This window comes from Kosakonia beeri, assembly GCF_054165705.1.
This window is the reverse complement of sequence record NZ_CM135106.1, coordinates 559,726-585,594: the sequence shown is the minus strand read 5'-3', so window position 1 is coordinate 585,594 and position 25,869 is coordinate 559,726. Positions and strand designations below refer to the sequence as shown.

Sequence of the window (25,869 nt, the reverse complement as noted above, 5' to 3'; positions counted from 1 at the left end):
GGAGCTTTAGCTCCCTTTTACGCGGGTAAAACTTATTCGCCCTTAACTCGCTCGATATGAGCCCCGAGGGCGCTGAGCTTGTCTTCAATACGTTCGTAACCACGGTCGATGTGATAAATACGATCGACAAAAGTGGTCCCTTCGGCAATACAGCCCGCCAGTACAAGGCTTGCGGAGGCACGCAGATCGGTTGCCATTACCTGAGCACCGGACAGTTTCTCCACACCGTGACAGATAGCAGTATTACTTTCGATTTCGGCATGAGCTCCCATACGGATCAGCTCAGGAATGTGCATGAAACGGTTTTCGAAGATGGTTTCCGTTATCACGCCGGTCCCTTCAGCCACCAGGTTCAGCAGCGTAAACTGCGCCTGCATGTCTGTCGGGAATCCCGGGTGCGGAGCGGTGCGCACGTTAACGGCTTTCGGACGTTTACCATGCATATCCAGGCTGATCCAGTCATCGCCAACTTCAATGTCAGCCCCTGCATCACGCAGTTTTGCCAGCACAGCATCCAGCGTATCTGGCTGTGCATTACGGCAAACAATCTTACCACCAGAGATCGCCGCCGCCACCAGGAAGGTACCGGTTTCGATACGGTCCGGCAGAACGCGGTACACACCACCGCCCAGACGCGCCACCCCTTCGATGGTTATACGGTCGGTTCCCATACCGGTGATTTTCGCACCAAGGGTATTAAGGAAGTTCGCCGTATCAACAATTTCCGGCTCACGCGCCGCGTTCTCAATAATTGTGGTGCCTTCAGCCAGCGTGGCCGCAGACATAATGGTAACCGTGGCGCCAACGCTCACTTTATCCATTACGATATGCGCGCCTTTCAGGCGGCCATTAACAGAAGCCTTAACGTAACCCTCTTCGAGGGTGATCTCTGCGCCCAATTGTTCCAGGCCGGTGATGTGGAGATCCACCGGACGCGCACCAATAGCGCAGCCGCCAGGCAGGGAAACCTGACCCTGACCGAAACGCGCCACCAGCGGACCCAGAGCCCAAATCGAGGCACGCATGGTTTTCACCAGTTCATAGGGTGCGCAGAACACATTGACATTGCTCGCATCGATCCACACGGAACCATTGCGCTCCACCTTGGTGCCCAGCTGACTGAGCAGCTTCATGGTGGTGTCGATATCTTTCAGTTTCGGAACGTTACGAATTTCAACCGGCTCTTCCGCCAGCAATGCGGCAAAAAGGATCGGCAGCGCAGCGTTTTTCGCGCCTGAAATTGTCACCTCGCCCTGGAGGCGCGTCGGCCCCTGTACACGAAACTTATCCATTAATCTGATCTCTGTTAAGAATTCACACGCGCTAAGGAGTATCCCCCCAGCGCTCAAAAGCCGTTAAGTTTGCGATCCCGTGCCCACTCCGCAGGAGTGTATGCTTTGATCGACAGGGCATGAATACGATTATCCGCAATGTATTCCATCAATGGGCCATAAATGGTCTGCTGCTTCTTGACCCGACTCATGCCATCAAAAATTTCACCCACAGCAATAACCTGAAAGTGACTGCCATCGCCAGTGACGTGGGCTTCCTCGAGAGGGAGTGCTTTCATGAGCACTGCCTGAATTTCATGATTTTCCATGGGCGTAAATATCATCTGATAGTGAAAACAGTCACACATCTTAGAGGAAAGTGACGCAGGCTTAAACAAGCAAAAAGCCCCATCAATATAAAGGATGGGGCTTTAGGTAGTAACGTATTGAAAAAGTTAACGGGGCAATACATCCAGGGGCAAATTGTAGAGCGCTGCCAGCGTGGCGACATTCTCGCTCACACCATCAAGCTGCACGCTCAGACCCTGCTTTTTACCCAGCGCCACGAGGTGAACCAGTAGCGCGATGCCTGCCGTGTCGACGCGCGATAATCCGTGCAAATCAATGCAGGTCACCCCTTTCATCGCCTGCACGCGCGCATCCCACAGTGGGTTGAGCACATCCTGATCCAGCTCGCCCAGCAACGTCAATCGTGCTCCATCGCGCGACCAGCTCAACTGAGGGGTCATTGCTTTTTCTCGTCCAGAGTAATTTTCTGGCGGGAAATAGATTGCAGTTGCGCTGTCAGGCCATCAATCCCTTTTGTGCGCAGCAGGTCGCTCCACTCATTCTGCTTGGTGGTGATCATACTTACGCCTTCGGCGATCATGTCGTATGCCTGCCAGTTGCCGCTCTGGGTATTTTTACGCCACTGGAAGTCGAGACGTACCGGTGGGCGACCATTAGGATCAATGATAGTGACGCGGATCGGCACGATCGTGGCATCGCCAAGCGGTTGTTCCGGCGCAATCTGGTAAGTCTGACCGTGGTACATTGCCAGTGCCTGGCCGTAAGCCTGCTTCAGGTATTCACGGAAAGCGGCAAAATAGGCTTCACGCTGTGCAGGGGTAGCATCTTTGTAGTAACGCCCCAGGACCAGTGCACCAGCGTATTTCACCTGTACATATGGCAACAATTCCTGATCAACCACATCGCGCAGGTAATCGGGATTGGCGCGAATCTTGGGTTGTTCGCTTTTCAGGCGATCGAATGTTTTCTGCGCTGCTTCTTTCATGGCTGCGTAAGGGTTGCTTTGGTCGGCGGCAACGGCCGCGCCCAGCGGTGCAACTACCAGCAGGGCAACCATTAATAAACGTTTGAACATGCGTCGCTTCTCCTCGTTATTTCGTCTGACCTGCAGACGGTGCGGCTTGAGTATTTGCTTCGCTTTGCGCCGCCGCATCGCCTGAATTCTTATTGTCGCTGCCTTTACTGTTGTAAAGGAATTGTCCTATCAGATCCTCAAGCACCATGGCGGATTTTGTATCCTGAATGGTGCTGCCTTCTTTAAGCATAGAAGTTCCCAGCTCAGGGTCATCAAACCCGACATTTAATGCCAGGTATTGCTCGCCAAGCAGACCAGACGTGCGAATCGCAAGCGAACTGGTATCGGGTATTTGGTTGTAGCGCTCTTCAATATCCAGCGCCACACGCGGCAAATAGGTTTTAGGATCGAGGGTAATATCCGCCACACGGCCAATCACTACCCCGCCGATACGTACTGGCGAATGGGCTTTCAGACCACCAATATTGTCGAACGTGGCGTAGACACGGTAAGTGGGCTCGGTACGCATTGAGGCGACATCTGCCGCTTTCAGGCAGATAAACAGTGCAGCCAGCAGCGCCAGCAACAGAAAAACGCCTACCCAAATTTCACTTTTTTTCGTTTGCATGAACTCAATTCCCAAACATCAATGCGGTGAGCACAAAATCAAGGCCAAGGACGGCCAGCGAGGAGTGCACAACGGTACGTGTTGTCGCACGGCTGATCCCGGCGGACGTCGGGATCGCGTCATAACCGTTAAACAGCGCAATCCAGGTCACGGTGATGGCAAACACCACACTTTTGACCAGACAGTTGACCAGATCCATACGCCAGTCAACGGCGTTTTGCATCGCAGTCCAGAAGAAGCCGGTATCAATGCCTTTCCAGTTAACGCCCACCAGGGAACCGCCCCAAATACCAACGGCCACAAAGATGATCGTCAGCAGCGGCAGCGAGATAACCCCGGCCCAAAAGCGCGGAGAAATCACGCGACGCAGCGGGTCTACCGCCATCATTTCAAGGCTTGAAAGCTGCTCTGTTGCGCGCATCAAACCGATTTCGGCGGTCAACGCCGATCCGGCGCGCCCGGCAAACAGCAGTGCGGCGACAACGGGTCCTAACTCACGCAACAGCGACAGGGCCACCAGCATGCCAAGGCTTGTTTCCGCGCTGTATGTGGTCAACACCAGGTACCCTTGCAGGCCCAGCACCATGCCAATGAACACGCCGGAGACAATAATGATGAGCATCGACAATACGCCGACATTATAGAGTTGGCGTACCAGCAACGGCGCATGCTTGCGGAACTCGGGCTTACCGACCACCGCGTTGAAGAGCATCAAACCGGCGCGCCCGAACGTCGCGATCGTTTTGATCCCGCGATGCCCAAGCGATGCCAGTGCATTTAACAGCATGAGTGCTTAACTCCCTGTTTCTAATAAATCGAGCTGATAGTCGCCGGCAGGATAACGGAATGGAACCGGTCCGTCGGCAATACCATCAAGAAACTGACGTACCCGGGGATCGCTATTCTCCTGCAATCCTTGCGCACTGCCATGGGCTACGATCTTTCTGTCCGCCACAATGTAGGCATAATCGGCGATGCTCAGCACTTCCGGTACATCGTGGGAAACAACGATACATGTGACGCCTAATGCGCTATTGAGTTCCGAAATCAGTTTCACCAGCACACCCATGGTGATCGGATCCTGACCGACAAACGGCTCATCGAACATAATCAGGTCCGGCTCCAGCGCAATCGAGCGGGCCAGTGCCGCACGGCGCGCCATGCCGCCGGAAAGCTCAGAAGGCATCAATTTTGCCGCGCCGCGCAGCCCCACTGCTTCCAGCTTCATCATGACGGTGGTGTGCAACAGCGACTCAGATAATTGCGTATGTTCGCGCAAGGGATAAGCGACATTGTCAAACACGTTCATATCGGTAAACAGAGCGCCAGACTGAAACAGCATGCTCATTCTTTTACGCACGGTGAACAGGCGCGAACGGGTCATCTCCGGCACATTTTCGCCATCGAACAGAATTTCGCCGCTGTCCGGCGGGATCTGCCCACCAATAAGGCGCAGCAATGTTGTTTTACCGATCCCCGACGGCCCCATAATGGCGGTGATTTTACCGCGCGGCACCGTGAGTGAAATATTGTCAAAGATGGGGCGGCTGCCACGGGAGAAGCTGACGCCACGAACATCGACCAAATTCGCCACATTCTGGCTCATTGACTTTTCCTTATAAGCCTTACCGGGTGTAAGCATGACGCCGGATAACACTACAAACACAACATTTTTACAGAATATTACCCGCAGAGGTTAGCGAAAGCTGGCATTTGTTTTACTTTTGAGCCGCATAAAGTCAAAATTAGGAATCATTACGCTACGCGGAACACCCGGTATCCTCCGGCATGGCAGCCTGCGAACCGGCGATTATACCTGAAGAAAGGACGTTAGATGCTTTTAGCGACGGCGCTATTGATAATTGGTTTACTCTTGGTGGTCTACAGCGCCGATCGTCTGGTTTTTGCCGCCTCCATCTTCTGCCGGGCACTCGGCATTCCGCCATTAATTATCGGGATGACGGTGGTCAGCATCGGGACGTCCCTGCCAGAAATTATCACCTCTGTCGCCGCATCGCTTCACGGCCAACTGGATTTGGCTATCGGTACCGCTATCGGCTCCAACATCACGAATATTCTGCTGATTCTCGGTGTTGCCGCTCTGCTTCACCCTTTTACCGTGCATTCCGATATTCTGCGCCGTGAATTGCCACTAACCTTAGTTGCCAGCCTGCTGGCGGGCGCCGTGCTGTATGATGGGGAACTCAGCCGCTTCGACGGCATTATTTTACTGATATTAGCTGTGCTATGGCTGGTGTTCATTGTTAAAATCGCCCGCCTGGCCGAACGACAGGGTAACGACAGCCTGACCCGCGAGCAACTCGCCGAATTACCGCGAGAAGGAAGTCTCTCGGTAGCCTGCCTGTGGCTTGGCGTAGCATTAATTATTATGCCGATGGCAACACGCATGGTGGTGGATAACGCCACCGTGGTGGCGAACTATTTTGACATCAGCGAACTCACCATTGGTCTGACGGTCATCGCCATCGGTACCGGGTTGCCGGAGCTGGCAACAGCCATCGCCGGCGCGCGTAAAGGTGAGGATGATATCGCCATTGGCAATATTATCGGCTCAAACATTTTTAACATCGCCATTGTGCTGGGCCTGCCTGCGCTGATTGCGCCGGGCAGTTTCAACCCAATGGCCTTCACGCGTGATTACGGCGTGATGTTGCTGGTCAGCGCCATTTTTGCCCTTATTTGCTGGAAGCGTAAGCAAATCACCCGGGGCGTAGGCGCGCTATTGTTAAGCGGGTTTATCGTATGGCTGGCGCTGCTTTACTGGCTGTCGCCGCTTTTGACTGGATAATCGGATACGCATTATGTCGCAGAGAGATTTGCAGCCGGGTTTTGACTTTCAACAGGCAGGAAAAGAGGTCCTGGAGATTGAACGTGAAGGCCTCGCTGAGCTGGATCAATACATCAATGAGGCGTTCGCACAGGCGTGCGAGAAGATGTTCTATTGCGCAGGTAAAGTGGTCGTCATGGGCATGGGCAAATCCGGCCACATTGGCAGAAAAATGGCCGCCACTTTTGCCAGTACCGGCACGTCTTCTTTCTTCGTGCATCCCGGAGAAGCCGCGCACGGTGATTTGGGCATGGTCAGCCCACAGGATGTGGTTATTGCGCTGTCGAACTCCGGCGAATCGAATGAGATCCTTGCGCTGATCCCGGTACTGAAACGACTGAAAGTCTTCTTGATCTGCATGACCAGCCGCCCGGAAAGCAGCATGGCGCGCGCGGCGGATATCCATCTCTGCGTAAAAGTGCCAAAAGAGGCCTGCCCTCTGGGTTTGGCACCGACATCCAGTACCACAGCAGCGCTGGTGATGGGCGATGCGCTGGCTGTCGCCTTGCTGAAAGCCCGCGGCTTTACTGCCGAAGATTTTGCGCTGTCGCATCCTGGCGGCGCGCTGGGTCGGAAGCTACTGCTGCGGGTCAACGATATTATGCATACTGGCGACGAGATCCCGCATGTGAGCAAAAGCGCCAGCCTGCGCGATGCCCTGCTGGAAATTACGCGCAAAAATCTCGGCATGACGGTGATTTGCGACGACCTCATGAAGATTGAAGGCATTTTTACCGATGGTGACTTGCGCCGCGTGTTCGATATGGGCGGCGACGTACGCAACTTAGGTATTGCAGATGTGATGACGATGGGAGGTGTTCGCGTACGTCCGAACACGCTGGCCGTCGATGCCCTTAACCTGATGCAATCCCGGCATATTACCTCCGTTATGGTTGCCGATGGCGACCAGTTGCTGGGTGTGTTACATATGCATGATCTGCTGCGCGCAGGCGTAGTGTAAAGAAGGACACGAGAATGAGTAACGCTGACGCGTCGCTTGCAACCTGCTACGGGCCGGTAAGCGCGGAAGTCATGGCAAAAGCCCGTAACGTCCGGCTGTTAATCCTGGATGTCGACGGTGTGTTGTCCGATGGGCTCATTTATATGGGCAACAACGGCGAAGAATTAAAAGCGTTTAACGTCCGTGACGGCTACGGCATCCGTAGCGCGCTCACCTCCGGCATTGAGATCGCCATTATTACCGGACGAAAAGCTAAACTGGTAGAAGATCGTTGCGAGACACTTGGCATCACACACCTGTATCAGGGACAATCCGATAAGCTGCTGGCTTATCGTGAATTATTGACGAAGCTGGATCTGGCGCCGGATCAGGTCGCTTATATTGGTGATGACCTGATCGACTGGCCTGTGATGGCAGAAATAGGTTTAAGCGTCGCCGTGGCGGATGCGCACCCGTTACTCGTCCCGCGTGCAGACTATGTCACCCGTATTAACGGCGGGCGCGGCGCTGTTCGGGAAGTCTGTGATTTGTTGCTGCTGGCGCAGGGCAAGCTGGATGAGGCCAAAGGGCAATCAATATGAGTAAAACCAGACGTTGGGTCATCATTCTGCTGTCGCTGGCGGTACTGGTGCTAATTGGTATCAACCTGACGACTCAGGATGCACCAGAGCCGGTTGCGACTAACAGTAACGAGCCGACTTATAAGAGCCAGCATACCGACTCAGTGGCCTACAGCCCGGAAGGGGCGCTGAACTACCGCTTGATCGCGCAAAATGTAGAATATTTTTCCGCTGAGGGTGTGAGCTGGTTCGCTCAGCCGCTATTGACCACCTTTGATAAGGATAAGGTCCCGACCTGGTCAATCAAGGCGGATAAAGCAAAGCTGACCGATAACAGAATGCTTTATCTTTACGGACATGTTGAGGTCAACGCCCTGACAGCGGACGCACAGTTACGAAAAATCACCACGGATAACGCCCAGATCAACCTGGTAACGCAGGATGTTACCTCCGATGTTCAGGTCACGTTGTACGGTACAACATTTAATTCCACCGGCCTGAAAATGCGCGGCAATTTACGCAGCAAAAACGCCGAGCTGATTGAAAAGGTTAAAAGCTCCTATGAAATCCAAAACAAACAAACTCAGCCTTAATCTTATCCTGGCCAGTACGCTTTTTGCCGCTGCGCTTCCGGCGCTTGCCGTCACGGGTGACACCGAGCAGCCGATCCATATCGACTCCGATCAGCAGTCACTGGATATGCAAGGCAACATTGTGACGTTCACTGGCAATGTTGTGGTCACACAAGGGACAATCAAAATTAATGCCGATAAAGTCGTGGTTACCCGCCCGGGCGGTGAGCAGGGCAAAGAGATCATCGATGGCTATGGCAACCCGGCCACCTTCTACCAGATGCAGGATAACGGTAAACCCGTAAAAGGCCACGCCTCGCAGATGCATTACGAACTGGCTAACGACTTCGTGGTGTTAACTGGCAATGCTTACCTCGAACAACTGGATAGCAATATCAAGGGCGACAAAATCACCTATCTGGTCAAAGAGCAGAAAATGCAGGCATTCAGTGAGAAAGGTAAACGCGTAACTACCGTACTGGTGCCTTCGCAGTTGCAGGATAAAAACGGCAACAAAACCCCGGCTCCGGCGCAAAAAAAGAGTAACTAATTCGTTATGGCAACCTTAACTGCAAAGAATCTCGCCAAGGCTTATAAAGGCCGTCGTGTTGTTGAAGATGTCAGCCTGACGGTGAACTCTGGCGAAATCGTCGGCCTTCTCGGTCCTAACGGCGCAGGGAAAACCACCACCTTTTATATGGTTGTGGGTATCGTGCCGCGTGACGCCGGTAATATCATCATTGATGACGAAGACATTAGCTTGCTGCCGCTGCATGCACGCGCGCGTCGCGGTATTGGTTATTTACCGCAGGAAGCGTCAATTTTTCGCCGTTTGAGCGTCTACGACAACCTGATGGCAGTGCTGCAAATACGTGACGATTTGACGGCCGAGCAGCGTGACGATCGCGCTAAAGAGCTGATGGAAGAGTTCCATATTGAGCACCTGCGCGACAGCATGGGCCAGGCGCTGTCCGGCGGCGAACGTCGACGCGTGGAAATTGCCCGCGCGCTGGCGGCGAATCCCAAATTCATTTTACTTGATGAGCCGTTTGCCGGCGTTGACCCCATTTCGGTTATTGATATTAAGCGCATCATCGAACACCTGCGTGACAGCGGGTTGGGTGTCCTGATCACCGACCATAATGTCCGCGAAACGCTGGCGGTATGCGAACGTGCTTACATCGTCAGCCAGGGGCATTTAATTGCGCATGGAACACCGCAGCAAATCCTTGAAGACGAACACGTTAAGCGCGTATATCTTGGGGAAGACTTCAGACTCTGATAGGGTAGAGTTTATTGACGTATTTTGTCGGAGAGTGCTGCTCTGAATATGAAGCAAGGTTTGCAACTTAGGCTCAGCCAACAGCTGGCCATGACGCCACAACTGCAACAGGCTATCCGTCTATTGCAGTTGTCCACGTTGGAACTTCAGCAGGAACTTCAGCAAGCGCTGGAGAGTAATCCATTGCTGGAACAAACCGATCTTCATGAAGAAGTGGATACCCAACAAAGCCAGGATAACGAAGGACTGGATAGCGTCGATGCTCTCGAACAAAAAGAGATGCCTGACGAACTGCCGCTGGATGCGAGCTGGGATGAGATCTACACCGCGGGTACCCCATCCGGTAGCAGTAACGATTACGTTGATGACGAACTGCCGATTTATCAGGGTGAAACCACGCAGTCCCTGCAAGACTACCTTATGTGGCAGGTGGAACTGACGCCGTTTTCCGATACCGATCGCGCTATCGCGACCTCCATTGTTGATGCCGTTGACGACACCGGTTATCTGACCGTGTCGCTGGAAGATATCCTGGAAAGCATGGGCAACGAAGAGGTCGGGCTCGATGAAGTCGAAGCCGTGCTGAAACGTATCCAACGCTTCGACCCTGTCGGTGTTGCGGCACGGGATCTGCGCGATTGCCTGCTGATCCAACTCTCTCAGTTTGCTAAAGACACCCCGTGGTGTGAAGAGGCCCGGCTTATCATTAGCGAACATCTCGATCTGCTTGCTAATCACGATTTCCGCTCGCTGATGCGCGTAACGCGACTGAAAGAAGATGTGCTGAAGGAAGCCGTCAATCTGATCCAGTCGCTGGATCCTCGTCCGGGCCAGTCAATCCAGACCGGGGAACCGGAATATGTTATTCCGGATGTGCTGGTGCGTAAGCACAATGGTCGCTGGGCAGTCGAACTGAACACCGACAGCATTCCGCGTCTGCAAATTAACCAGCATTATGCCTCCATGTGCGGCGGCGCGCGTAACGACGCCGATAGCCAGTTTATCCGCAGTAATCTGCAGGAAGCGAAATGGCTGATTAAAAGCCTGGAAAGCCGTAACGATACACTGCTGCGCGTTAGCCGCTGTATTGTTGAACAGCAACAGGCTTTCTTTGAGCAAGGCGAAGAGTTTATGAAACCGATGGTGCTGGCGGATATCGCGCAGGCCGTCGAAATGCATGAATCCACGATTTCTCGTGTGACAACCCAGAAGTACCTTCATAGTCCACGCGGCATTTTTGAACTTAAATATTTCTTCTCCAGTCACGTAAGCACCGAAGGCGGTGGCGAAGCCTCGTCGACGGCGATTCGCGCACTGGTGAAGAAGTTAATCGCCGCAGAAAACCCTGCGAAACCACTGAGTGACAGTAAGCTGACCACCCTCCTTTCCGATCAGGGAATCATGGTGGCGCGGCGTACCGTTGCAAAGTATCGAGAGTCTTTATCCATTCCGCCGTCTAACCAGCGCAAACAACTGGTTTGACCAAACCGATAAGGAAGACACTATGCAGCTTAACATCACAGGACAGAACGTCGAGATCACTGATGCACTTCGCGATTTTGTGAACAGCAAATTCGCTAAACTTGAACAGTATTTCGACAGGATTAATCAGGTCTATATTGTGTTGAAAGTGGAGAAAGTGACTCACACTTCGGATGCGACGCTCCATGTAAATGGAGGGGAGCTTCATGCCAGTGCGGAAGGGCAGGATATGTATGCTGCAATCGACGGTTTAATTGATAAACTGGCGAGGCAGCTCACGAAGCATAAAGATAAACTGAAACAACACTAATTGTCCGGGCGTCCGTTTGGCGCGTTGCACCCTGCCGCAACCCGGCAGGGTGTCTGCACTGGCGTCGCTTAGGTGAAATTATGATGAACAACGATTCCGCTCTTCAGTTGAGCAATGTCCTTAACCAGGAATGTACCCGTAGCGGCGTTCACTGTCAGAGCAAAAAACGCGCTCTGGAAATCATCAGTGAGCTGGCGGCAAAACAGTTGGGCCTGCCGCCGCAGGTCGTTTTCGAAGCGATTCTGACACGTGAGAAAATGGGCAGTACCGGTATTGGTAACGGTATCGCCATTCCTCACGGTAAGCTCGAAGAAGACACGCTTCGCGCCGTTGGCGTTTTTGTACAACTCGAGACGCCCATTGCTTTCGACGCTATCGATAATCAGCCTGTCGATCTGCTCTTTGCGTTACTGGTGCCAGCAGATCAAACCAAAACGCATTTGCATACACTCTCGCTGGTCGCCAAACGCCTGGCGGATAAAACTATCTGCCGACGCTTACGCAGCGCGCAAAGTGATGAAGAACTGTATCAGATCATCACGCAAACAGAAGGCGACAGTGACGATGCGTAACGGACAGACTGCTTTTTTATCCGTCGCTTTGAGGAGAGATGATCCATGGTCCTGATGATCGTAAGTGGTCGTTCGGGTTCAGGCAAATCAGTGGCGCTCCGCGCCCTGGAAGATATGGGTTTTTATTGCGTCGATAACCTCCCGGTCGTTCTGCTGCCGGATCTGGCACGCACGCTTGCCGATCGCCAGACATCAGCCGCTGTCAGTATTGATGTGCGCAATATGCCGGAATCTCCGGAAATATTCGAACAGGCGATGAATAATCTGCCGGACTCGTTTTCCCCGCAACTGCTGTTTCTGGACGCCGATCGCAACACGCTGATTCGCCGCTATAGCGACACCCGCCGTCTTCACCCGCTCTCCAGTAAAAATCTGTCGCTGGAAAGCGCAATAGACGAAGAGAGCAACCTGCTCGAGCCGCTGCGCTCCCGGGCAGATTTGATCGTCGATACCTCAGAAATGTCGGTGCACGAGCTGGCAGAAATGCTGCGCACGCGCCTGCTGGGCAAACGCGAGCGTGAGCTGACAATGGTGTTTGAATCCTTCGGCTTCAAACATGGCATTCCGATCGATGCCGATTACGTTTTTGACGTGCGCTTCCTGCCTAACCCACACTGGGACCCCAAACTGCGCCCCATGACCGGTCTCGATAAACCTGTCGCAGCGTTCCTTGACCGGCACACCGAAGTGCATAACTTTATTTACCAGACCCGTAGCTATCTTGAACTGTGGCTACCGATGCTGGAAACCAACAACCGCAGTTATCTGACCGTGGCTATCGGCTGTACCGGCGGTAAACACCGCTCTGTCTACGTCGCCGAACAGCTGGCGGATTATTTCCGTTCACGCGGTAAAAACGTTCAGTCCCGTCACCGTACGCTGGAAAAACGCAAAACATGACCGTAAAACAGACCGTTGAGATAACCAATAAGCTGGGTATGCATGCTCGCCCGGCGATGAAACTGTTTGAACTGGTACAGGGCTTTGATGCCGAAGTCCTGTTACGCAACGACGAAGGAACCGAAGCGGAAGCCAGCAGCGTGATTGCTTTGCTGATGCTGGACTCCGCCAAAGGACGGCAGATAGAGATTGAAGCCAACGGTCCACAGGAAGTCGAAGCGCTGGCTGCAGTGATCGCGCTGTTTAACGCCGGTTTTGACGAAGACTGAATTAATGTAGCGCGTTACGCTGCAAAAACTCGTCGCCGCCGAGCTGGCGCATCTGCCGCATAATCCATGCCTGTCGGCTGCGTACATAGCCCGAAGGCGCGCCTGCATTAAACCGTATCGGGTTAGGTAATACAGCGGCCAGTAGCGCCGCCTCCGAAGCGGAAAGCCGGCTTGCGGGTTTATGGAAGTAGCGTTGTGCTGCCTCTTCCACGCCAAAAATCCCCTCGCCGAACTCCGCAATGTTCAAATACACGGTGAGGATCCGCCGCTTACTCCAGACGGTCTCCATAACCAGCGTCAGCCCGGCCTCCAGCCCCTTGCGCACCCAGCTTTTTCCATCCCACAGAAGCAGGTTCTTCACCGTCTGCTGAGAGAGCGTCGATGCACCGCGGATCCGGTTTTCATGCCGTTCATTATGGGAAAGCGCCTTTTGGATCGCCGGTAGATCCAGCCCCCAATGATCGGGAAATCGTTGATCTTCCGCAGCAATCACCGCCAGCGCCATTGCCGGGGAAATGTCATCCATACTGACCCAGTCAGAATGCGCCACATAGCCGAAATCACCGCTTAACCATGCCCCCAATTGCCGTTCTGCCATCACAGCGGAGAAAGGCACCGGCAGGAAACTGAAAAGCACAATGCTGCCGCCCCAGAAGGCGGCCAGCACCAACAAAACCCGCAGCAGCAATCGTTTGAACAAGTCTTTCAGCGGGCCGCGAAACATTCCTTTCATTCGGCCAGCACCAGTACTCGCGAAACCAGTTTTTCAATGCCCGTCGCCGCCTGGGCAATGTCCTCCGCCAGCATGTACGCCGGGGTGGTCACCACTTTGTTCTCTTCGTCGATCACAATGTCATCCACCGGGCATGGCACATGCTCCGCGCCCATCGCTTCCACAAGCTCTGCGGTATCGATATCGGTACCAATGGTCAACCGCAGCGGGAAATCGAAAATCTTTGGCAACATCGCAGGGGCAATACACATAAAACCCAGCGGTTTACCGGCCTGATGCATCGCCAGCACCAGCTGTTTGAGGGTGCTATCCACTACGCACTCGCTACCGTGGCTGGCAAAATTGCTCAGGTTTTTCGCCGCGCCAAACCCGCCAGGAACGATCAGCGCATCCAGATCGTTTGCTGATGCCTGCGTCAGATCCTGCACAGCGCCACGCGCAATACGGGCGGATTCGATCAGGACATTACGGCTCTCCGCCAGCGCGTCACCCGTCAGGTGATTGACCACATCATTCTGGATTTTATCGGGGGCGAAGCACACTGCTTGCGCACCGTTGCGGGCAAGCGCCAGCAGAGTGATCACAGCTTCGTGGATTTCTGAGCCGTCATAGACACCTGCGCCACTGAGAATAACGCCCACTTTTTTCATTTTGCTCATCCCTTACGCAACTTACTGTCGATAATTAAAAATTTTGATAACAGCGCCGTGCTTCACACATTTCACCGATTGATGTAACAAACCATTTAAGATTTGCTATCTTATGTGCGTGCGGTCCAGTTTTTTAGACTGCGCCCTTGCAAAAAAATCAAAAAAATTACGGCGCAGCCACGATTTCCCTGGTGTTGGCGCAGTATTCGCGCACCCCGGTTAATCCGGGGTCATTTTTTTCCGGCGTCTGCCACCCAGGCTTTCAGTACCGCCACATCGTTGCGCCACTCCAGTTTCATCTCTTCGACCCATTCGCCAACATTATCCCACCATGCGGGAAGATCAGGCGACTGGATCTGCTGGCCCAGTTGCTGCAAATGACGTAAACCGACCGATCCGGCTGCGCCTTTAATTTTGTGCCCCTCTTCCACGATCCCTTTCTGATCGCGTGCGGTAAGATTGGACTCCAGCACACTCAGATACCCCGGCATCATTTTCTCAAACACCGCCAGTCCGTCGGTGATCAGTTTCGGACCGACCAGCTCGAGATACTGCTCAAGCATGGCAACATCCAGCAGTGTCTGTACTTTGCTGTGGTCTGTGGTTGTCATTTGCACATCCTCCTCATCGCCTGCATCCCAGAACTTTTTAATCATGGCAGTTAATGCCGGGACTGCCAGCGGTTTGCTCAATACATCATCCATACCTGCATCCAGATACTCCTGCTTGTCTTTCAGCACGTTAGCGGTGAGAGCAACCAGTGGCGGCAAATCTTCTCGCGTATAACGGCTGGTCAGTGCCCGCGAAATATCCAACCCGGTCATGTCCGGCAACTGGATATCCAACAGCAGCAGGTCGTATTCACCAGGTGTAAACATCTCCAGCGCAGCGGTTCCGGTCATTGCTACATCCACACTGCAACCAAGTTTTTCCAGCACAGAACGTGCAACAATAACGTTCAGTTCAATGTCTTCGACCAGCAACACATGCAACGCCGGTAGCGGCATATCGTCATCAGCAAATGCGTCTTCGACTTCCTCGGCCACTGCAGGCGCATTGACGGTTAAGGTAAACACAGAGCCAGCGCCAGGCTCACTGCTAACGGTAATGTCGCCGCCCATACTTTTTGCCAGACGTCGCGATACCGCCAGACCAATGCCTGTCCCGGTGGCCGGTTTCCCACCGTGGCTATCTTTGACCTGATAGTACATGGCGAAAATCTTGTCCTGCTCGTCGCGCGGAATACCGATCCCGGAGTCCTGCACTTCAAAGTGCAGCATATCGCCGGCAGCGTAACGCACACGTACGGTAACCTGCCCTTCGCGGGTGAATTTGACGGCATTACTGATAAGATTCCACAGAATTTGCCGCAACCGGGTACCGTCCGTAATGACCTGATGCGGCAACGGCAGCGTTGGCTCCAGTACAAAGCGCAGCCCTTTCTGGTGTGCCTGCAATCCCGACAGGTTTTCCAGATCCGCCAGGAAGCCGGTAAAGTCGATAGGCTGGTTATCCAGCTGCACTTTACGGCGCTCCATTTTATCCATGTCTATAATATCGTTGAAAATATTCCCCAGCGTCACCGCAGAAACATGGATCGTTTTTAGGTACTTTTCCTGCTCTTCTGTCAGTTCTGTATCAAGCAGAATGCGGCTTAAACCGACAATGCCGTTAAGCGGTGTGCGTAATTCGTGGCTGATAGTTGAGATAAAGGTGGTTTTGTCCCGGCTGGCGCGCTCCAGCGCATCCTGGTAACGTTTACGCTCGGTAATATCACGGCCAAAGCCCATTAGCCCGTGGCGTTTACCCACCCGGTCGTAATAAGGCACTTTGCGGATTTCAAAACAGGCTTTGCGTCCGTCCGGATAGTCGAGCCACTGCTCGTAAGTCAGCGAGACGTTATGGCGGAAAACTTTTTCATCGGTTTCGTTCACCTTCTCCGCTGCCTCCGGCGCATAAACATCCTGCGGCTTGAGGTTGATCAGTTGCTTCTCGCTTTTGCCTGTCAGCAGCTCCATCGCCCGGTTACAGCCGGAAAATTCTTTGTCTTCATTACGATAGAACACAAGATCGGGTGATGCATCAAGGAATGAGCGCAGGAAGGAAGATTGTTGCTCAAGCTGGATCTGCGTTTGCGCGCGCTCCTGCATCTCAATTTTCAGCTGTTCAAACGTGGCCTGGCGCTCAGCTTCGGCTTTTTCGCGGTCGCTGATCACCTGATTAAGCTGGGTAATGTTGTCTTTCAATTGCACATTGAGTTTCAGATCGCGGTTACGCATCTCTTCGAGTTTATCAACCAGCCGCGATAAGCGCTGGCGCGACTCTTCAAGTTGCTCAACCACCACCGACAGGAAATAAACCGCCCAGGGCGTGATCAGCAGACCAAAAAAGATGGAGCGGATAACATCGATGCTCTCGACCCGGCCCTGCAACACCATGGTCACGGCCATTTGCACCACTATCGCGGTTACCACCAGCGCCAGCGCCAATAAGATGGAAAAACGCACCAGACCCAACTTCATCATCAGGTCGACATAATATTGCGCCAGTAAACGGATTTGCTTCATAGAGATCCCCTCGAACAATTCCGTCAATAATACTCAATTATGAGCAAGGGGTTGAAGCTTGTGCGAAAAATGCAGTGATGATGTGCATTATGGTCATAAAAAGGCCGTGCTGCGTTAGCTGACCATTTGCCAGCTGCGCCCCAACGCAGAGCCTTGCGCGCCCTGCTCTGTCAGATAGCGATCCAGTTCTACCATGCCCGTCCAGCGGTTTTCGCACCATAACGGCGCCAACAGTGTCGGGCGGCGGGCGCTGGCAGAGACACGATGATAAATCACCTCCGGTGGCGTATGACGGATCATCTCGCCGGCAATGACAGTGTACTCGTCAAGCCCGATTCCGTTGAGGCGCCCGGCCTCCCAGGCTTTTGCCATAATGCTGCCTTTCACAATATGCAGCGGATGCAGCTTAATACCGTCGACACCGGTTTCTGTCACTCGCGCTATCGTTTCCAGGCAGTCCGCGCGGCGTTCTCCTGGTAACCCGACGATCAGGTGTGTACAGACTTTCAGGCCCCGTTCACGGGCCAGTTGCGTTGTTTTCTGATAGCAGGCGAAATCATGCCCGCGATTAATGCGGTGCAGCGTTTTATCATGCGCGGTTTGTAATCCCAGCTCCAGCCACACTTCATAGCCTTGCTGATGGTATTCACATAGCAGATCCAGCACCGCTTGCGGAACACAGTCCGGCCGTGTGCCGACGCACAGCCCGACAATACTCGCCTGGCTAACCGCCTGTTGATACATCGAACGTAGCACCTGTACTTCGGCCCAGGTGCTGGTGTAGGCCTGAAAATAGGCCAGATAACGACTTGCACGATTCACCCGTTGCGCCTGGAGGGCAAGCTGTTCCGCAATGGAGCGGTGTTGCTGCGCTTCATCAGCAAAGGAGGCCACATTACAGAAAGTACAGCCCCCGCGCCCCAGGGTGCCATCGCGGTTCGGGCAGCTAAAACCGCCATGCAAGGTCAGTTTATGGACTTTTTGCCCATACCGCCGGGCAAGATCCCCACCAAACATATTGACTAATTTTTGTAACTGCATAATCTGAAAGGCCGCCCTGATGAAAGGGCGTAGCCTGCCACTTTTAGCTTTCATCGACGATGACCTGGATCAAGCGTCAGGGAAGCCTTTTATCTATTGAATAAACAGTCAATATAATCGCAATTTCATTCACACTACAGGCAATTACTTTTCCTTATGTTGCTGCGATATTTTGCAGAAATACTGTCACGGGTGAAAAACAGTGACTTTATGCAAGCCTGCCCCTCATAGCAGAATAAAAAGCTGCCATTAAACATGTAATCAGAACAGTACGTTAGAAACAGCGCTTTTGGATAGTGAGTCAGATCACACATTACGGCCACGTTGTCTCGCCTCCGCGCAATGTAAAAAACCTTAAATATCAAATAAAATCATGCTGTTATGTATGTTTTAGCACATTTCTGCATAAATAAGCTCGGCATTTGACCTGTGTACGGATTCCCGATAAGTTGGAAATCCGCTGGAAGCTTTCTGGATGAGCAGTCTGCTTATCATATTTATGCAGTTATTGAGATTCCCTCTTAAGCAAGTCCTCAACACTTGTGTATCGATGCGAAAAGGAAATTAAAGAGGGCGACATGCGAGGCAAATGCCCCGTCGCCATGCTCTTTTTGTGCCTGTGCGCATCGTTCTGGAGGGCGTCCCGTAGAGCCTGGGGAGGTTCACTGATATGTTGTACGATAAATCCCTTGAGAGGGATAACTGTGGTTTCGGCCTGATCGCCCACATAGAAGGCGAACCTAGCCACAAGGTAGTGCGTACCGCTATTCACGCACTGGCCAGAATGCAGCACCGTGGTGCAATCCTCGCCGATGGTAAAACCGGTGACGGTTGTGGCCTGCTGTTGCAAAAACCCGATCGTTTCTTCCGAATTGTGGCAGAAGAGCGCGGCTGGCGTTTAGCCAAAAACTACGCTGTGGGCATGCTGTTCCTGAACCAGGATCCAGAAAAAGCCAGCGCGTCGCGTCGTATCGTGGAAGAAGAACTTCAACGTGAAACACTCTCTATCGTCGGCTGGCGCGATGTGCCCACCAACGAAGGGGTACTCGGTGAAATCGCCCTCTCCTCGCTGCCTCGTATTGAGCAAATTTTTGTTAACGCCCCTGCTGGCTGGCGCCCGCGCGATATGGAGCGCCGTTTGTTTATTGCCCGTCGCCGTATTGAAAAACGCCTGCAGGAAGATAAAGAGTTCTACGTCTGTAGCCTCTCTAATCTGGTAAACATTTATAAAGGTCTGTGTATGCCGGCAGATCTGCCGCGCTTCTACCTGGACCTGGCTGACTTGCGTCTGGAATCGGCCATTTGCCTGTTCCACCAGCGCTTCTCTACCAATACCGTACCGCGCTGGCCGCTGGCGCAGCCGTTCCGCTACCTGGCACACAACGGTGAAATCAACACCATTACTGGTAACCGTCAGTGGGCACGCGCGCGTACCTATAAATTCCAGACGCCGCTGATTCCGGATTTGCATGATGCCGCGCCGTTCGTCAACGAAACCGGCTCCGACTCCAGTTCCATGGATAACATGCTGGAACTGCTGCTGGCTGGCGGTATGGACATTGTACGCGCCATGCGTTTGCTGGTTCCGCCAGCGTGGCAGAACAACCCGGATATGGATCCGGATCTGCGCAGCTTTTTCGACTTCAACTCCATGCATATGGAACCGTGGGACGGCCCGGCGGGCATTGTCATGTCCGACGGCCGTTTCGCCGCCTGTAACCTCGACCGTAACGGTCTCCGTCCGGCGCGCTACGTCATCACCAAAGACAAACTGATCACCTGTGCTTCCGAAGTGGGCATCTGGGATTACCAGCCGGATGAAGTGGTGGAAAAAGGGCGTGTTGGTCCGGGCGAGCTGATGGTTATCGATACCCGTGGCGGGCGCATTCTGCACTCGGCAGAAACCGATGACGATCTGAAAAGCCGCCACCCGTATAAAGAATGGATGGAGAAAAACGTCCGTCGTCTGGTGCCGTTTGAAGATCTCCCGGATGAAGAAGTCGGCACCCGTGAAATGGACGATGACCTGCTCGCCAGCTACCAGAAACAGTTTAACTACAGCTTTGAAGAGCTGGATTCCGTTATCCGCGTGCTGGGTGAAAACGGCCAGGAGGCGGTCGGCTCAATGGGCGATGATACCCCATTCGCCGTGCTCTCCAGCCAGCCGCGCATTATTTATGATTACTTCCGCCAGCAGTTTGCGCAGGTCACAAACCCGCCTATCGATCCGCTGCGTGAAGCGCACGTTATGTCTCTGGCCACCAGCATCGGCCGCGAGATGAACGTCTTCTGCGAAGCCGAAGGCCAGGCGCACCGTCTGAGTTTTAAATCGCCGATCCTGTTGTATTCAGATTTCAAACAGCTGACGACGATGAAAGAGGAGCACTACCGCGCGGATACGCTGGATATCACATTCGACGTCACCGAAGAGACGCTGGAAGAGACGGTCAAAGCGCTGTGCGACAAAGCTGAACAGATGGTACGTGACGGCACCGTCCTGCTGGTGCTTTCTGACCGCAACATCGCTAAAAACCGGCTGCCGGTTCCGGCGCCGATGGCCGTTGGTGCCATCCAGACTCGTCTGGTTGATAAGAGCCTGCGCTGCGACGCCAACATTATTGTTGAAACGGCCAGCGCCCGCGACCCGCACCACTTCGCGGTCCTGCTGGGATTTGGCGCAACGGCAATCTACCCGTATCTGGCATATGAAACGCTGGCGAAACTGGTAGACAACAAAGCGATTGAGAAGAACTACCGCACGGTGATGCTGAACTATCGTAACGGCATCAATAAAGGGCTGTACAAGATCATGTCCAAAATGGGCATCTCGACTATCGCATCTTACCGCTGTTCAAAACTCTTTGAAGCCGTGGGTCTGCATGACGACGTTGCCGATTTATGCTTCCAGGGGGTTATCAGCCGTATCGGTGGCGCAGGTTTCTCAGACTTCCAACAGGATCTGCTGAACCTTTCCAAACTCGCATGGCTGGCCCGTAAACCGCTCACACAGGGCGGCCTGCTGAAATATGTTCACGGCGGCGAATACCACGCTTACAACCCGGACGTGGTGCGCACGCTGCAACAGGCCGTACAAAGTGGCGAGTACAGCGACTATCAGGAATACGCGAAGCTGGTTAACGAGCGTCCGGCGGCAACGCTGCGCGATCTGCTGGCTATCACCCCGAACGGGGAAGCGGTAAGCCTGAAAGATGTTGAACCCGCCAGCGAACTGTTTAAACGCTTCGACACGGCAGCGATGTCTATTGGCGCGCTGAGCCCGGAAGCGCACGAAGCGCTGGCCGAGGCCATGAACAGCCTCGGCGGCTTCTCCAACTCTGGTGAGGGTGGTGAAGATCCGGCGCGCTATGGCACCAATAAAGTGTCGCGCATTAAACAGGTCGCGTCTGGTCGCTTCGGTGTTACGCCGGCCTACCTGGTCAATGCGGATGTGATCCAGATTAAAGTTGCCCAGGGCGCGAAACCTGGTGAAGGCGGTCAGTTGCCAGGTGATAAAGTCACGCCGTACATCGCCAAATTGCGCTATTCCGTGCCCGGCGTCACACTGATTTCACCACCGCCACACCACGATATTTACTCTATCGAGGATCTGGCGCAGCTGATTTTTGATCTGAAGCAGGTTAACCCGAAAGCGATGATCTCCGTGAAGCTGGTTTCCGAACCGGGCGTCGGTACCATCGCAACCGGTGTTGCCAAAGCATATGCCGATTTGATCACCATCGCCGGTTATGACGGCGGTACAGGTGCCAGCCCGCTCTCCTCGGTGAAATATGCCGGCTGTCCGTGGGAACTGGGCCTGGTCGAAACCCAGCAGGCGCTGGTGGCGAACGGTTTGCGTCACAAAATCCGCCTTCAGGTGGATGGTGGCCTGAAAACCGGCCAGGACATCATCAAAGCGGCCATTCTGGGCGCAGAAAGCTTTGGTTTTGGCACCGGCCCGATGGTGGCACTGGGATGTAAATATCTGCGCATTTGCCATCTGAACAACTGTGCAACCGGCGTTGCGACTCAGGACGACAAACTGCGTAAGAACCACTATCACGGCCTGCCGTTCAAAGTGACGAATTACTTTGAATTCATTGCACGTGAAACGCGTGAGTTGATGGCGCAACTGGGCGTGAAACGCCTGGTCGACCTGATTGGCCGCACAGACCTGCTTAAAGAGCTGGACGGGTTTACCGCCAAACAGCAGAAGCTGGATCTGTCCAAACTGCTGGAAACCGCCGAGCCGCATGAAGGTAAGGCACTGTACTGCACGGAAAACAACCCGCCGTTTGATAATGGCGTGCTGAATGCACAATTGCTGCAGCAGGCCAAACCGTATGTGGATGAGCGACAGAGCAAAACCTTCTGGTTTGATATCCGCAACACCGATCGTTCCGTGGGTGCTTCGCTGTCTGGCTACATTGCGCAAACGCATGGCGATCAAGGCCTTGCAGCCGATCCAATTAAAGCCCATTTCAGTGGTACCGCAGGCCAGAGCTTCGGTGTCTGGAACGCAGGCGGCGTAGAGCTTTATCTGACGGGCGATGCTAACGACTATGTGGGTAAAGGTATGGCGGGCGGCTTGCTGGCTATCCGTCCTCCGGTCGGTTCCGCTTACCGTAGCCATGAAGCAAGCATTATTGGTAACACCTGCCTGTATGGCGCAACCGGCGGTCGGCTGTACGCTGCGGGCCGCGCAGGTGAGCGTTTTGCCGTGCGTAACTCCGGTGCCATCACCGTGGTGGAAGGCATTGGTGATAACGGTTGTGAATATATGACCGGTGGGATCGTGTGCGTACTGGGTAAAACTGGCGTTAACTTCGGCGCGGGGATGACAGGCGGCTTCGGCTATGTACTGGATGAAGACGGTGAATTCCGTAAACGCGTAAACCCGGAACTGGTCGAAGTGCTGAGTGTGGATGACCTCGCTATTCACGAAGAGCATCTGCGCGGCCTGATCACCGAGCATGTTCAGCATACGGGTTCGCAACGCGGCGAAGAGATCCTCGCTAACTGGCCGGCATTTGCGGCGAAATTCGCCCTAGTTAAGCCGAAGTCCAGCGATGTGAAAGCCCTGTTAGGTCACCGTAGTCGTAGCGCGGCAGAGTTGCGCGTGCAGGCGCAGTAAGGAATTCAGATGAGTCAGAATGTTTACCAATTTATCGACTTACAGCGTGTCGATCCGGCAAAAAAACCGCTGAAACTGCGCAAAATTGAATTTGTTGAGATTTACGAGCCCTTTTCTGAAGGCCAGGCCAAAGCGCAGGCAGATCGCTGCCTCTCTTGCGGCAACCCGTACTGTGAATGGAAATGTCCGGTTCATAACTACATTCCGAACTGGCTGAAGCTGGCCAATGAAGGGCGTATTTTTGAGGCGGCAGAGCTGTCGCACCAGACCAATACGCTGCCGGAAGTTTGCGGGCGCGTCTGCCCGCAGGACCGTCTGTGTGAAGGTTCCTGTACGCTGAACGACGAGTTCGGTGCCGTCACCATCGGCAACATTGAGCGCTATATCAACGATAAAGCGTTCGAGATGGGCTGGCGTCCGGACTTAACGGGCGTAAAGCAGACCGACAAACGCGTAGCCATTATTGGCGCCGGTCCGGCAGGGCTGGCCTGTGCCGATGTGCTGACCCGCAACGGCGTGAAAGCGGTCGTTTTTGATCGACATCCGGAGATTGGCGGCCTGCTGACATTTGGTATTCCGGCTTTTAAGCTGGAAAAAGAGGTTATGACCCGCCGTCGCGAAATCTTCACCGGTATGGGCATTGAGTTCAAACTCAATACCGAAGTGGGCCGTGATGTACAGCTGGAAGATTTGTTAAAAGAGTACGACTCCGTATTCCTCGGCGTGGGGACTTATCAGTCGATGCGCGGCGGGCTGGAAAATGAAGATGCACAGGGCGTTTACGATGCGCTGCCGTTCCTCATTGCCAACACAAAGCAGCTTATGGGCTATGGCGAAACGCCGGACGAGCCGTACATTAGCATGCAGGGCAAACGTGTGGTGGTGCTCGGCGGTGGCGATACCGCAATGGACTGCGTTCGCACGTCGGTACGCCAGGGCGCAACGCACGTTATTTGCGCCTATCGTCGTGACGAAGAGAATATGCCTGGCTCAAAACGCGAAGTGAAAAACGCGCGTGAAGAGGGCGTTGAATTCCAGTTCAACGTGCAGCCACTGGGCATTGAAGTCAATGCCAATGGCAAAGTCTGCGGTGTGAAAATGGCGCGCACAGAAATGGGCGCTCCGGACGCAAAAGGCCGCCGCCGTGCAGAGATCGTCGCAGGCTCTGAGCATGTGGTTCCGGCAGATGCTGTGGTCATGGCATTTGGTTTCCGCCCGCACAGCATGGAGTGGCTGGCGAAGCACAGCGTTGAGCTGGACAGCCAGGGCCGTGTTATTGCGCCAGAAGGTAGTGAGAACGCGTTCCAGACCAGCAATCCGAAAATCTTTGCTGGCGGCGATATCGTGCGTGGCTCCGACTTAGTGGTCACGGCAATTGCCGAGGGCCGCAAGGCGGCGGAAGGCATTATGAATTTCCTTGAAGTGTAATATCCTCGTAGCGCCAAAAAGGAGGCCCCGGCCTCCTTTTTTTATGGGTGTTATCTCTGCATGCATAAAAAAACAGGGCCTGCTGGCCCTGTTTGTGCGATCACTTCACGACCCGTAGTGACGGGCGACCACCGCGTGGCGGCGGATCGTCGTCATGGTCGTTATCCTGATCCTCTGCGTGGTCGGGTTTATCACCGTCGATAACCGACATCACCGTCTCGTTTTCCTGCACGGAAGCGTCACCGTCATCGTTCAGACTGACGACGTCTTCATCGTATGCGGCTTCCGGCTCAAACATCGTTCCGGCACCGTTTTCACGGGCATAAATAGCCAGTACAGCGGCCAGGGGTACTGCAACCTGGCGCGGCACACCACCAAAGCGGGCGTTGAAGCGCACTTCGTCGTTCGCCAGTTCCAGGTTACCGACCGCGCGTGGCGCGATGTTTAACACGATTTGCCCGTCACGCGCATACTCCATCGGCACGCGTACGCCCGGCATCGTCACATCAACAACCAGATGCGGCGTTAGCTGGTTATCCAGCAGCCATTCGTAAAAAGCCCGCAGTAAATACGGACGGCGTGGAGACAGTTGTGACAAATCCATGCAATTAACCCCGGCCCAGGCGCATCTCGCGCTCAGGTTCAGTCAGAGAAGCGAGGAAGGAATCACGTTCAAACACACGCGTCATATAGCCTTTCAGCTCTTTCGCGCCAGTACCGCTCAGCTCAATGCCCAACACCGGCAGACGCCACAGCAGCGGAGCAAGGTAGCAATCCACCAGGCTGAACTCGTCGTTCAGGAAGTACGGCTTCTGAGTGAACAGCGGGCCAATCGCCAGCAGTTCTTCACGCAGTTGCTTGCGCGCTGCATCAGCCTGTGCGCCGCTGTTGTTCTGGATGATATTCATTAGAGAATACCAGTCCTTTTCAATGCGGTGCATGTACAGGCGGCTCTCACCACGCGCAACCGGGTAAACCGGCATCAGCGGCGGATGCGGAAAACGCTCATCCAGATATTCCATAATGATACGTGATTCCCACAATGTGAGTTCACGATCTACGAGTGTCGGTACGCTTTGATTCGGGTTGAGGTCAATCAGATCCTGAGGAGGATTATCCTTTTCCACGTGCTCAATTTCGAAGCTGACACCTTTTTCGGCCAGCACGATACGGACCTGATGGCTATAGATGTCCACAGGACCAGAAAACAGCGTCATTACCGAACGTTTGTTGGCAGCGACAGCCATGAAAACCTCCAGGTATATTCAGTATTTACTACTACCGGACCAAATCGACCGGTCAGATGTTGAGTTAACCACCCGCGCGTACTGTCACTCTCG

Annotated in this window: 26 protein-coding genes; 13 read left to right on the top strand and 13 right to left on the bottom strand. The window is 53.8% G+C overall.

From position 1 onward, the window contains the following. Positions 1-32 precede the first annotated feature (32 nt). From murA to mlaF, 7 genes are all read right to left on the bottom strand, one after another. Positions 33-1,292: a UDP-N-acetylglucosamine 1-carboxyvinyltransferase gene (murA, locus tag ACUY4S_RS02900; protein ID WP_312691227.1), complete on the bottom strand. Its 1,260-nt coding sequence runs from the start codon at positions 1,290-1,292 to the stop codon at positions 33-35. A 53-nt stretch (positions 1,293-1,345) separates the two neighbouring features. Beyond that, a complete protein-coding gene (gene ibaG, locus ACUY4S_RS02895) occupies positions 1,346-1,600 on the bottom strand; it encodes a BolA family iron metabolism protein IbaG (RefSeq protein ID WP_312691226.1) in 255 nt (84 codons plus the stop codon). Positions 1,601-1,726: 126 nt separating this feature from the next. Continuing rightward, complete coding sequence (gene mlaB / locus ACUY4S_RS02890) at positions 1,727-2,020, bottom strand: lipid asymmetry maintenance protein MlaB (RefSeq protein WP_312691225.1); 294 nt, start codon at positions 2,018-2,020, stop codon at positions 1,727-1,729. Beyond that, on the bottom strand, positions 2,017-2,655 hold the full coding sequence (gene mlaC / locus ACUY4S_RS02885; RefSeq protein WP_312691224.1) for a phospholipid-binding protein MlaC: 639 nt from the start codon (positions 2,653-2,655) through the stop codon (positions 2,017-2,019). Before mlaC ends, mlaB begins: the two co-directional genes overlap by 4 nt. 16 nt (positions 2,656-2,671) lie before the next feature. Continuing rightward, positions 2,672-3,223, bottom strand: coding sequence for an outer membrane lipid asymmetry maintenance protein MlaD (gene mlaD / locus ACUY4S_RS02880; RefSeq protein ID WP_312691223.1), 552 nt, complete (start codon positions 3,221-3,223; stop codon positions 2,672-2,674). A gap of 4 nt (positions 3,224-3,227) precedes the next feature. Next, positions 3,228-4,010, bottom strand: a complete 783-nt coding sequence (gene mlaE / locus ACUY4S_RS02875) for a lipid asymmetry maintenance ABC transporter permease subunit MlaE (protein WP_312691222.1) — start codon at positions 4,008-4,010, stop codon at positions 3,228-3,230. A gap of 6 nt (positions 4,011-4,016) precedes the next feature. After that, the gene (gene mlaF / locus ACUY4S_RS02870; protein WP_312691221.1) at positions 4,017-4,829 is read right to left on the bottom strand and encodes a phospholipid ABC transporter ATP-binding protein MlaF; all 813 of its coding nucleotides are present in this window, start codon (positions 4,827-4,829) and stop codon (positions 4,017-4,019) included. A 228-nt stretch (positions 4,830-5,057) separates the two neighbouring features. Here mlaF and ACUY4S_RS02865 point away from each other — a divergent pair, with 228 nt between their 5' ends. From ACUY4S_RS02865 to npr, 11 genes are all read left to right on the top strand, one after another. Beyond that, a complete protein-coding gene (locus tag ACUY4S_RS02865; protein WP_458022849.1) occupies positions 5,058-6,032 on the top strand; it encodes a calcium/sodium antiporter in 975 nt (324 codons plus the stop codon). 13 nt (positions 6,033-6,045) lie between these two features. Continuing rightward, complete coding sequence (kdsD, locus tag ACUY4S_RS02860) at positions 6,046-7,032, top strand: arabinose-5-phosphate isomerase KdsD (RefSeq protein WP_312691219.1); 987 nt, start codon at positions 6,046-6,048, stop codon at positions 7,030-7,032. A gap of 14 nt (positions 7,033-7,046) precedes the next feature. Further along, positions 7,047-7,613, top strand: a complete 567-nt coding sequence (gene kdsC, locus ACUY4S_RS02855) for a 3-deoxy-manno-octulosonate-8-phosphatase KdsC (protein WP_312691218.1) — start codon at positions 7,047-7,049, stop codon at positions 7,611-7,613. Beyond that, positions 7,610-8,185, top strand: a complete 576-nt coding sequence (gene lptC, locus ACUY4S_RS02850) for an LPS export ABC transporter periplasmic protein LptC (protein WP_458022848.1) — start codon at positions 7,610-7,612, stop codon at positions 8,183-8,185. Before kdsC ends, lptC begins: the two co-directional genes overlap by 4 nt. Further along, positions 8,154-8,714: a lipopolysaccharide ABC transporter substrate-binding protein LptA gene (lptA, locus tag ACUY4S_RS02845; protein ID WP_312691216.1), complete on the top strand. Its 561-nt coding sequence runs from the start codon at positions 8,154-8,156 to the stop codon at positions 8,712-8,714. The genes lptC and lptA overlap by 32 nt, the downstream gene beginning before the upstream one ends. 6 nt (positions 8,715-8,720) lie before the next feature. Next, complete coding sequence (gene lptB / locus ACUY4S_RS02840; RefSeq protein ID WP_263099140.1) at positions 8,721-9,446, top strand: LPS export ABC transporter ATP-binding protein; 726 nt, start codon at positions 8,721-8,723, stop codon at positions 9,444-9,446. 48 nt (positions 9,447-9,494) lie between these two features. Then, positions 9,495-10,928: an RNA polymerase factor sigma-54 gene (gene rpoN, locus ACUY4S_RS02835; RefSeq protein WP_458022847.1), complete on the top strand. Its 1,434-nt coding sequence runs from the start codon at positions 9,495-9,497 to the stop codon at positions 10,926-10,928. A 22-nt stretch (positions 10,929-10,950) separates the two neighbouring features. Then, complete coding sequence (hpf, locus tag ACUY4S_RS02830) at positions 10,951-11,238, top strand: ribosome hibernation promoting factor (RefSeq protein ID WP_061492991.1); 288 nt, start codon at positions 10,951-10,953, stop codon at positions 11,236-11,238. 80 nt (positions 11,239-11,318) lie between these two features. Beyond that, entirely contained in the window at positions 11,319-11,810 is a 492-nt protein-coding gene (gene ptsN, locus ACUY4S_RS02825; RefSeq protein ID WP_312691214.1) for a PTS IIA-like nitrogen regulatory protein PtsN, read from the top strand. Between the two features lie 45 nt (positions 11,811-11,855). Beyond that, positions 11,856-12,710, top strand: a complete 855-nt coding sequence (gene rapZ / locus ACUY4S_RS02820) for an RNase adapter RapZ (protein ID WP_312691213.1) — start codon at positions 11,856-11,858, stop codon at positions 12,708-12,710. After that, positions 12,707-12,979 (top strand): PTS phosphocarrier protein NPr, encoded by a 273-nt coding sequence (gene npr / locus ACUY4S_RS02815; RefSeq protein ID WP_312691212.1) that lies wholly within the window; start codon positions 12,707-12,709, stop codon positions 12,977-12,979. Before rapZ ends, npr begins: the two co-directional genes overlap by 4 nt. Before the next feature lies 1 nt (position 12,980). Here npr and mtgA read toward each other — a convergent pair whose 3' ends face one another. The 4 genes from mtgA to mnmL form a co-directional block, all read right to left on the bottom strand. Then, positions 12,981-13,703, bottom strand: a complete 723-nt coding sequence (gene mtgA, locus ACUY4S_RS02810; RefSeq protein ID WP_458022861.1) for a monofunctional biosynthetic peptidoglycan transglycosylase — start codon at positions 13,701-13,703, stop codon at positions 12,981-12,983. A gap of 5 nt (positions 13,704-13,708) precedes the next feature. Continuing rightward, positions 13,709-14,362 (bottom strand): isoprenoid biosynthesis glyoxalase ElbB, encoded by a 654-nt coding sequence (elbB, locus tag ACUY4S_RS02805; RefSeq protein WP_312691210.1) that lies wholly within the window; start codon positions 14,360-14,362, stop codon positions 13,709-13,711. A 230-nt stretch (positions 14,363-14,592) separates the two neighbouring features. Then, the gene (gene arcB / locus ACUY4S_RS02800; protein WP_458022846.1) at positions 14,593-16,929 is read right to left on the bottom strand and encodes an aerobic respiration two-component sensor histidine kinase ArcB; all 2,337 of its coding nucleotides are present in this window, start codon (positions 16,927-16,929) and stop codon (positions 14,593-14,595) included. Between the two features lie 114 nt (positions 16,930-17,043). Continuing rightward, a complete protein-coding gene (gene mnmL / locus ACUY4S_RS02795; RefSeq protein WP_312691208.1) occupies positions 17,044-17,970 on the bottom strand; it encodes a tRNA modification radical SAM protein MnmL/YtqA in 927 nt (308 codons plus the stop codon). Between the two features lie 670 nt (positions 17,971-18,640). On the opposite strand from mnmL, the gene gltB reads away from it, so the two are divergent. Next, positions 18,641-23,101: a glutamate synthase large subunit gene (gltB, locus tag ACUY4S_RS02790; RefSeq protein WP_312691207.1), complete on the top strand. Its 4,461-nt coding sequence runs from the start codon at positions 18,641-18,643 to the stop codon at positions 23,099-23,101. Between the two features lie 9 nt (positions 23,102-23,110). Further along, the gene (locus tag ACUY4S_RS02785; protein WP_312691206.1) at positions 23,111-24,529 is read left to right on the top strand and encodes a glutamate synthase small subunit; all 1,419 of its coding nucleotides are present in this window, start codon (positions 23,111-23,113) and stop codon (positions 24,527-24,529) included. Between the two features lie 100 nt (positions 24,530-24,629). Here ACUY4S_RS02785 and sspB read toward each other — a convergent pair whose 3' ends face one another. Both sspB and sspA read right to left on the bottom strand, forming a co-directional pair. Next, positions 24,630-25,133 carry a ClpXP protease specificity-enhancing factor gene (gene sspB / locus ACUY4S_RS02780; protein WP_458022845.1) on the bottom strand — a complete coding sequence of 168 codons (504 nt, stop codon included), beginning with the start codon at positions 25,131-25,133 and terminating at the stop codon, positions 24,630-24,632. A 4-nt stretch (positions 25,134-25,137) separates the two neighbouring features. Next, positions 25,138-25,776, bottom strand: coding sequence for a stringent starvation protein SspA (gene sspA, locus ACUY4S_RS02775; protein WP_312691204.1), 639 nt, complete (start codon positions 25,774-25,776; stop codon positions 25,138-25,140). Between the last annotated feature and the right edge of the window lie 93 nt (positions 25,777-25,869).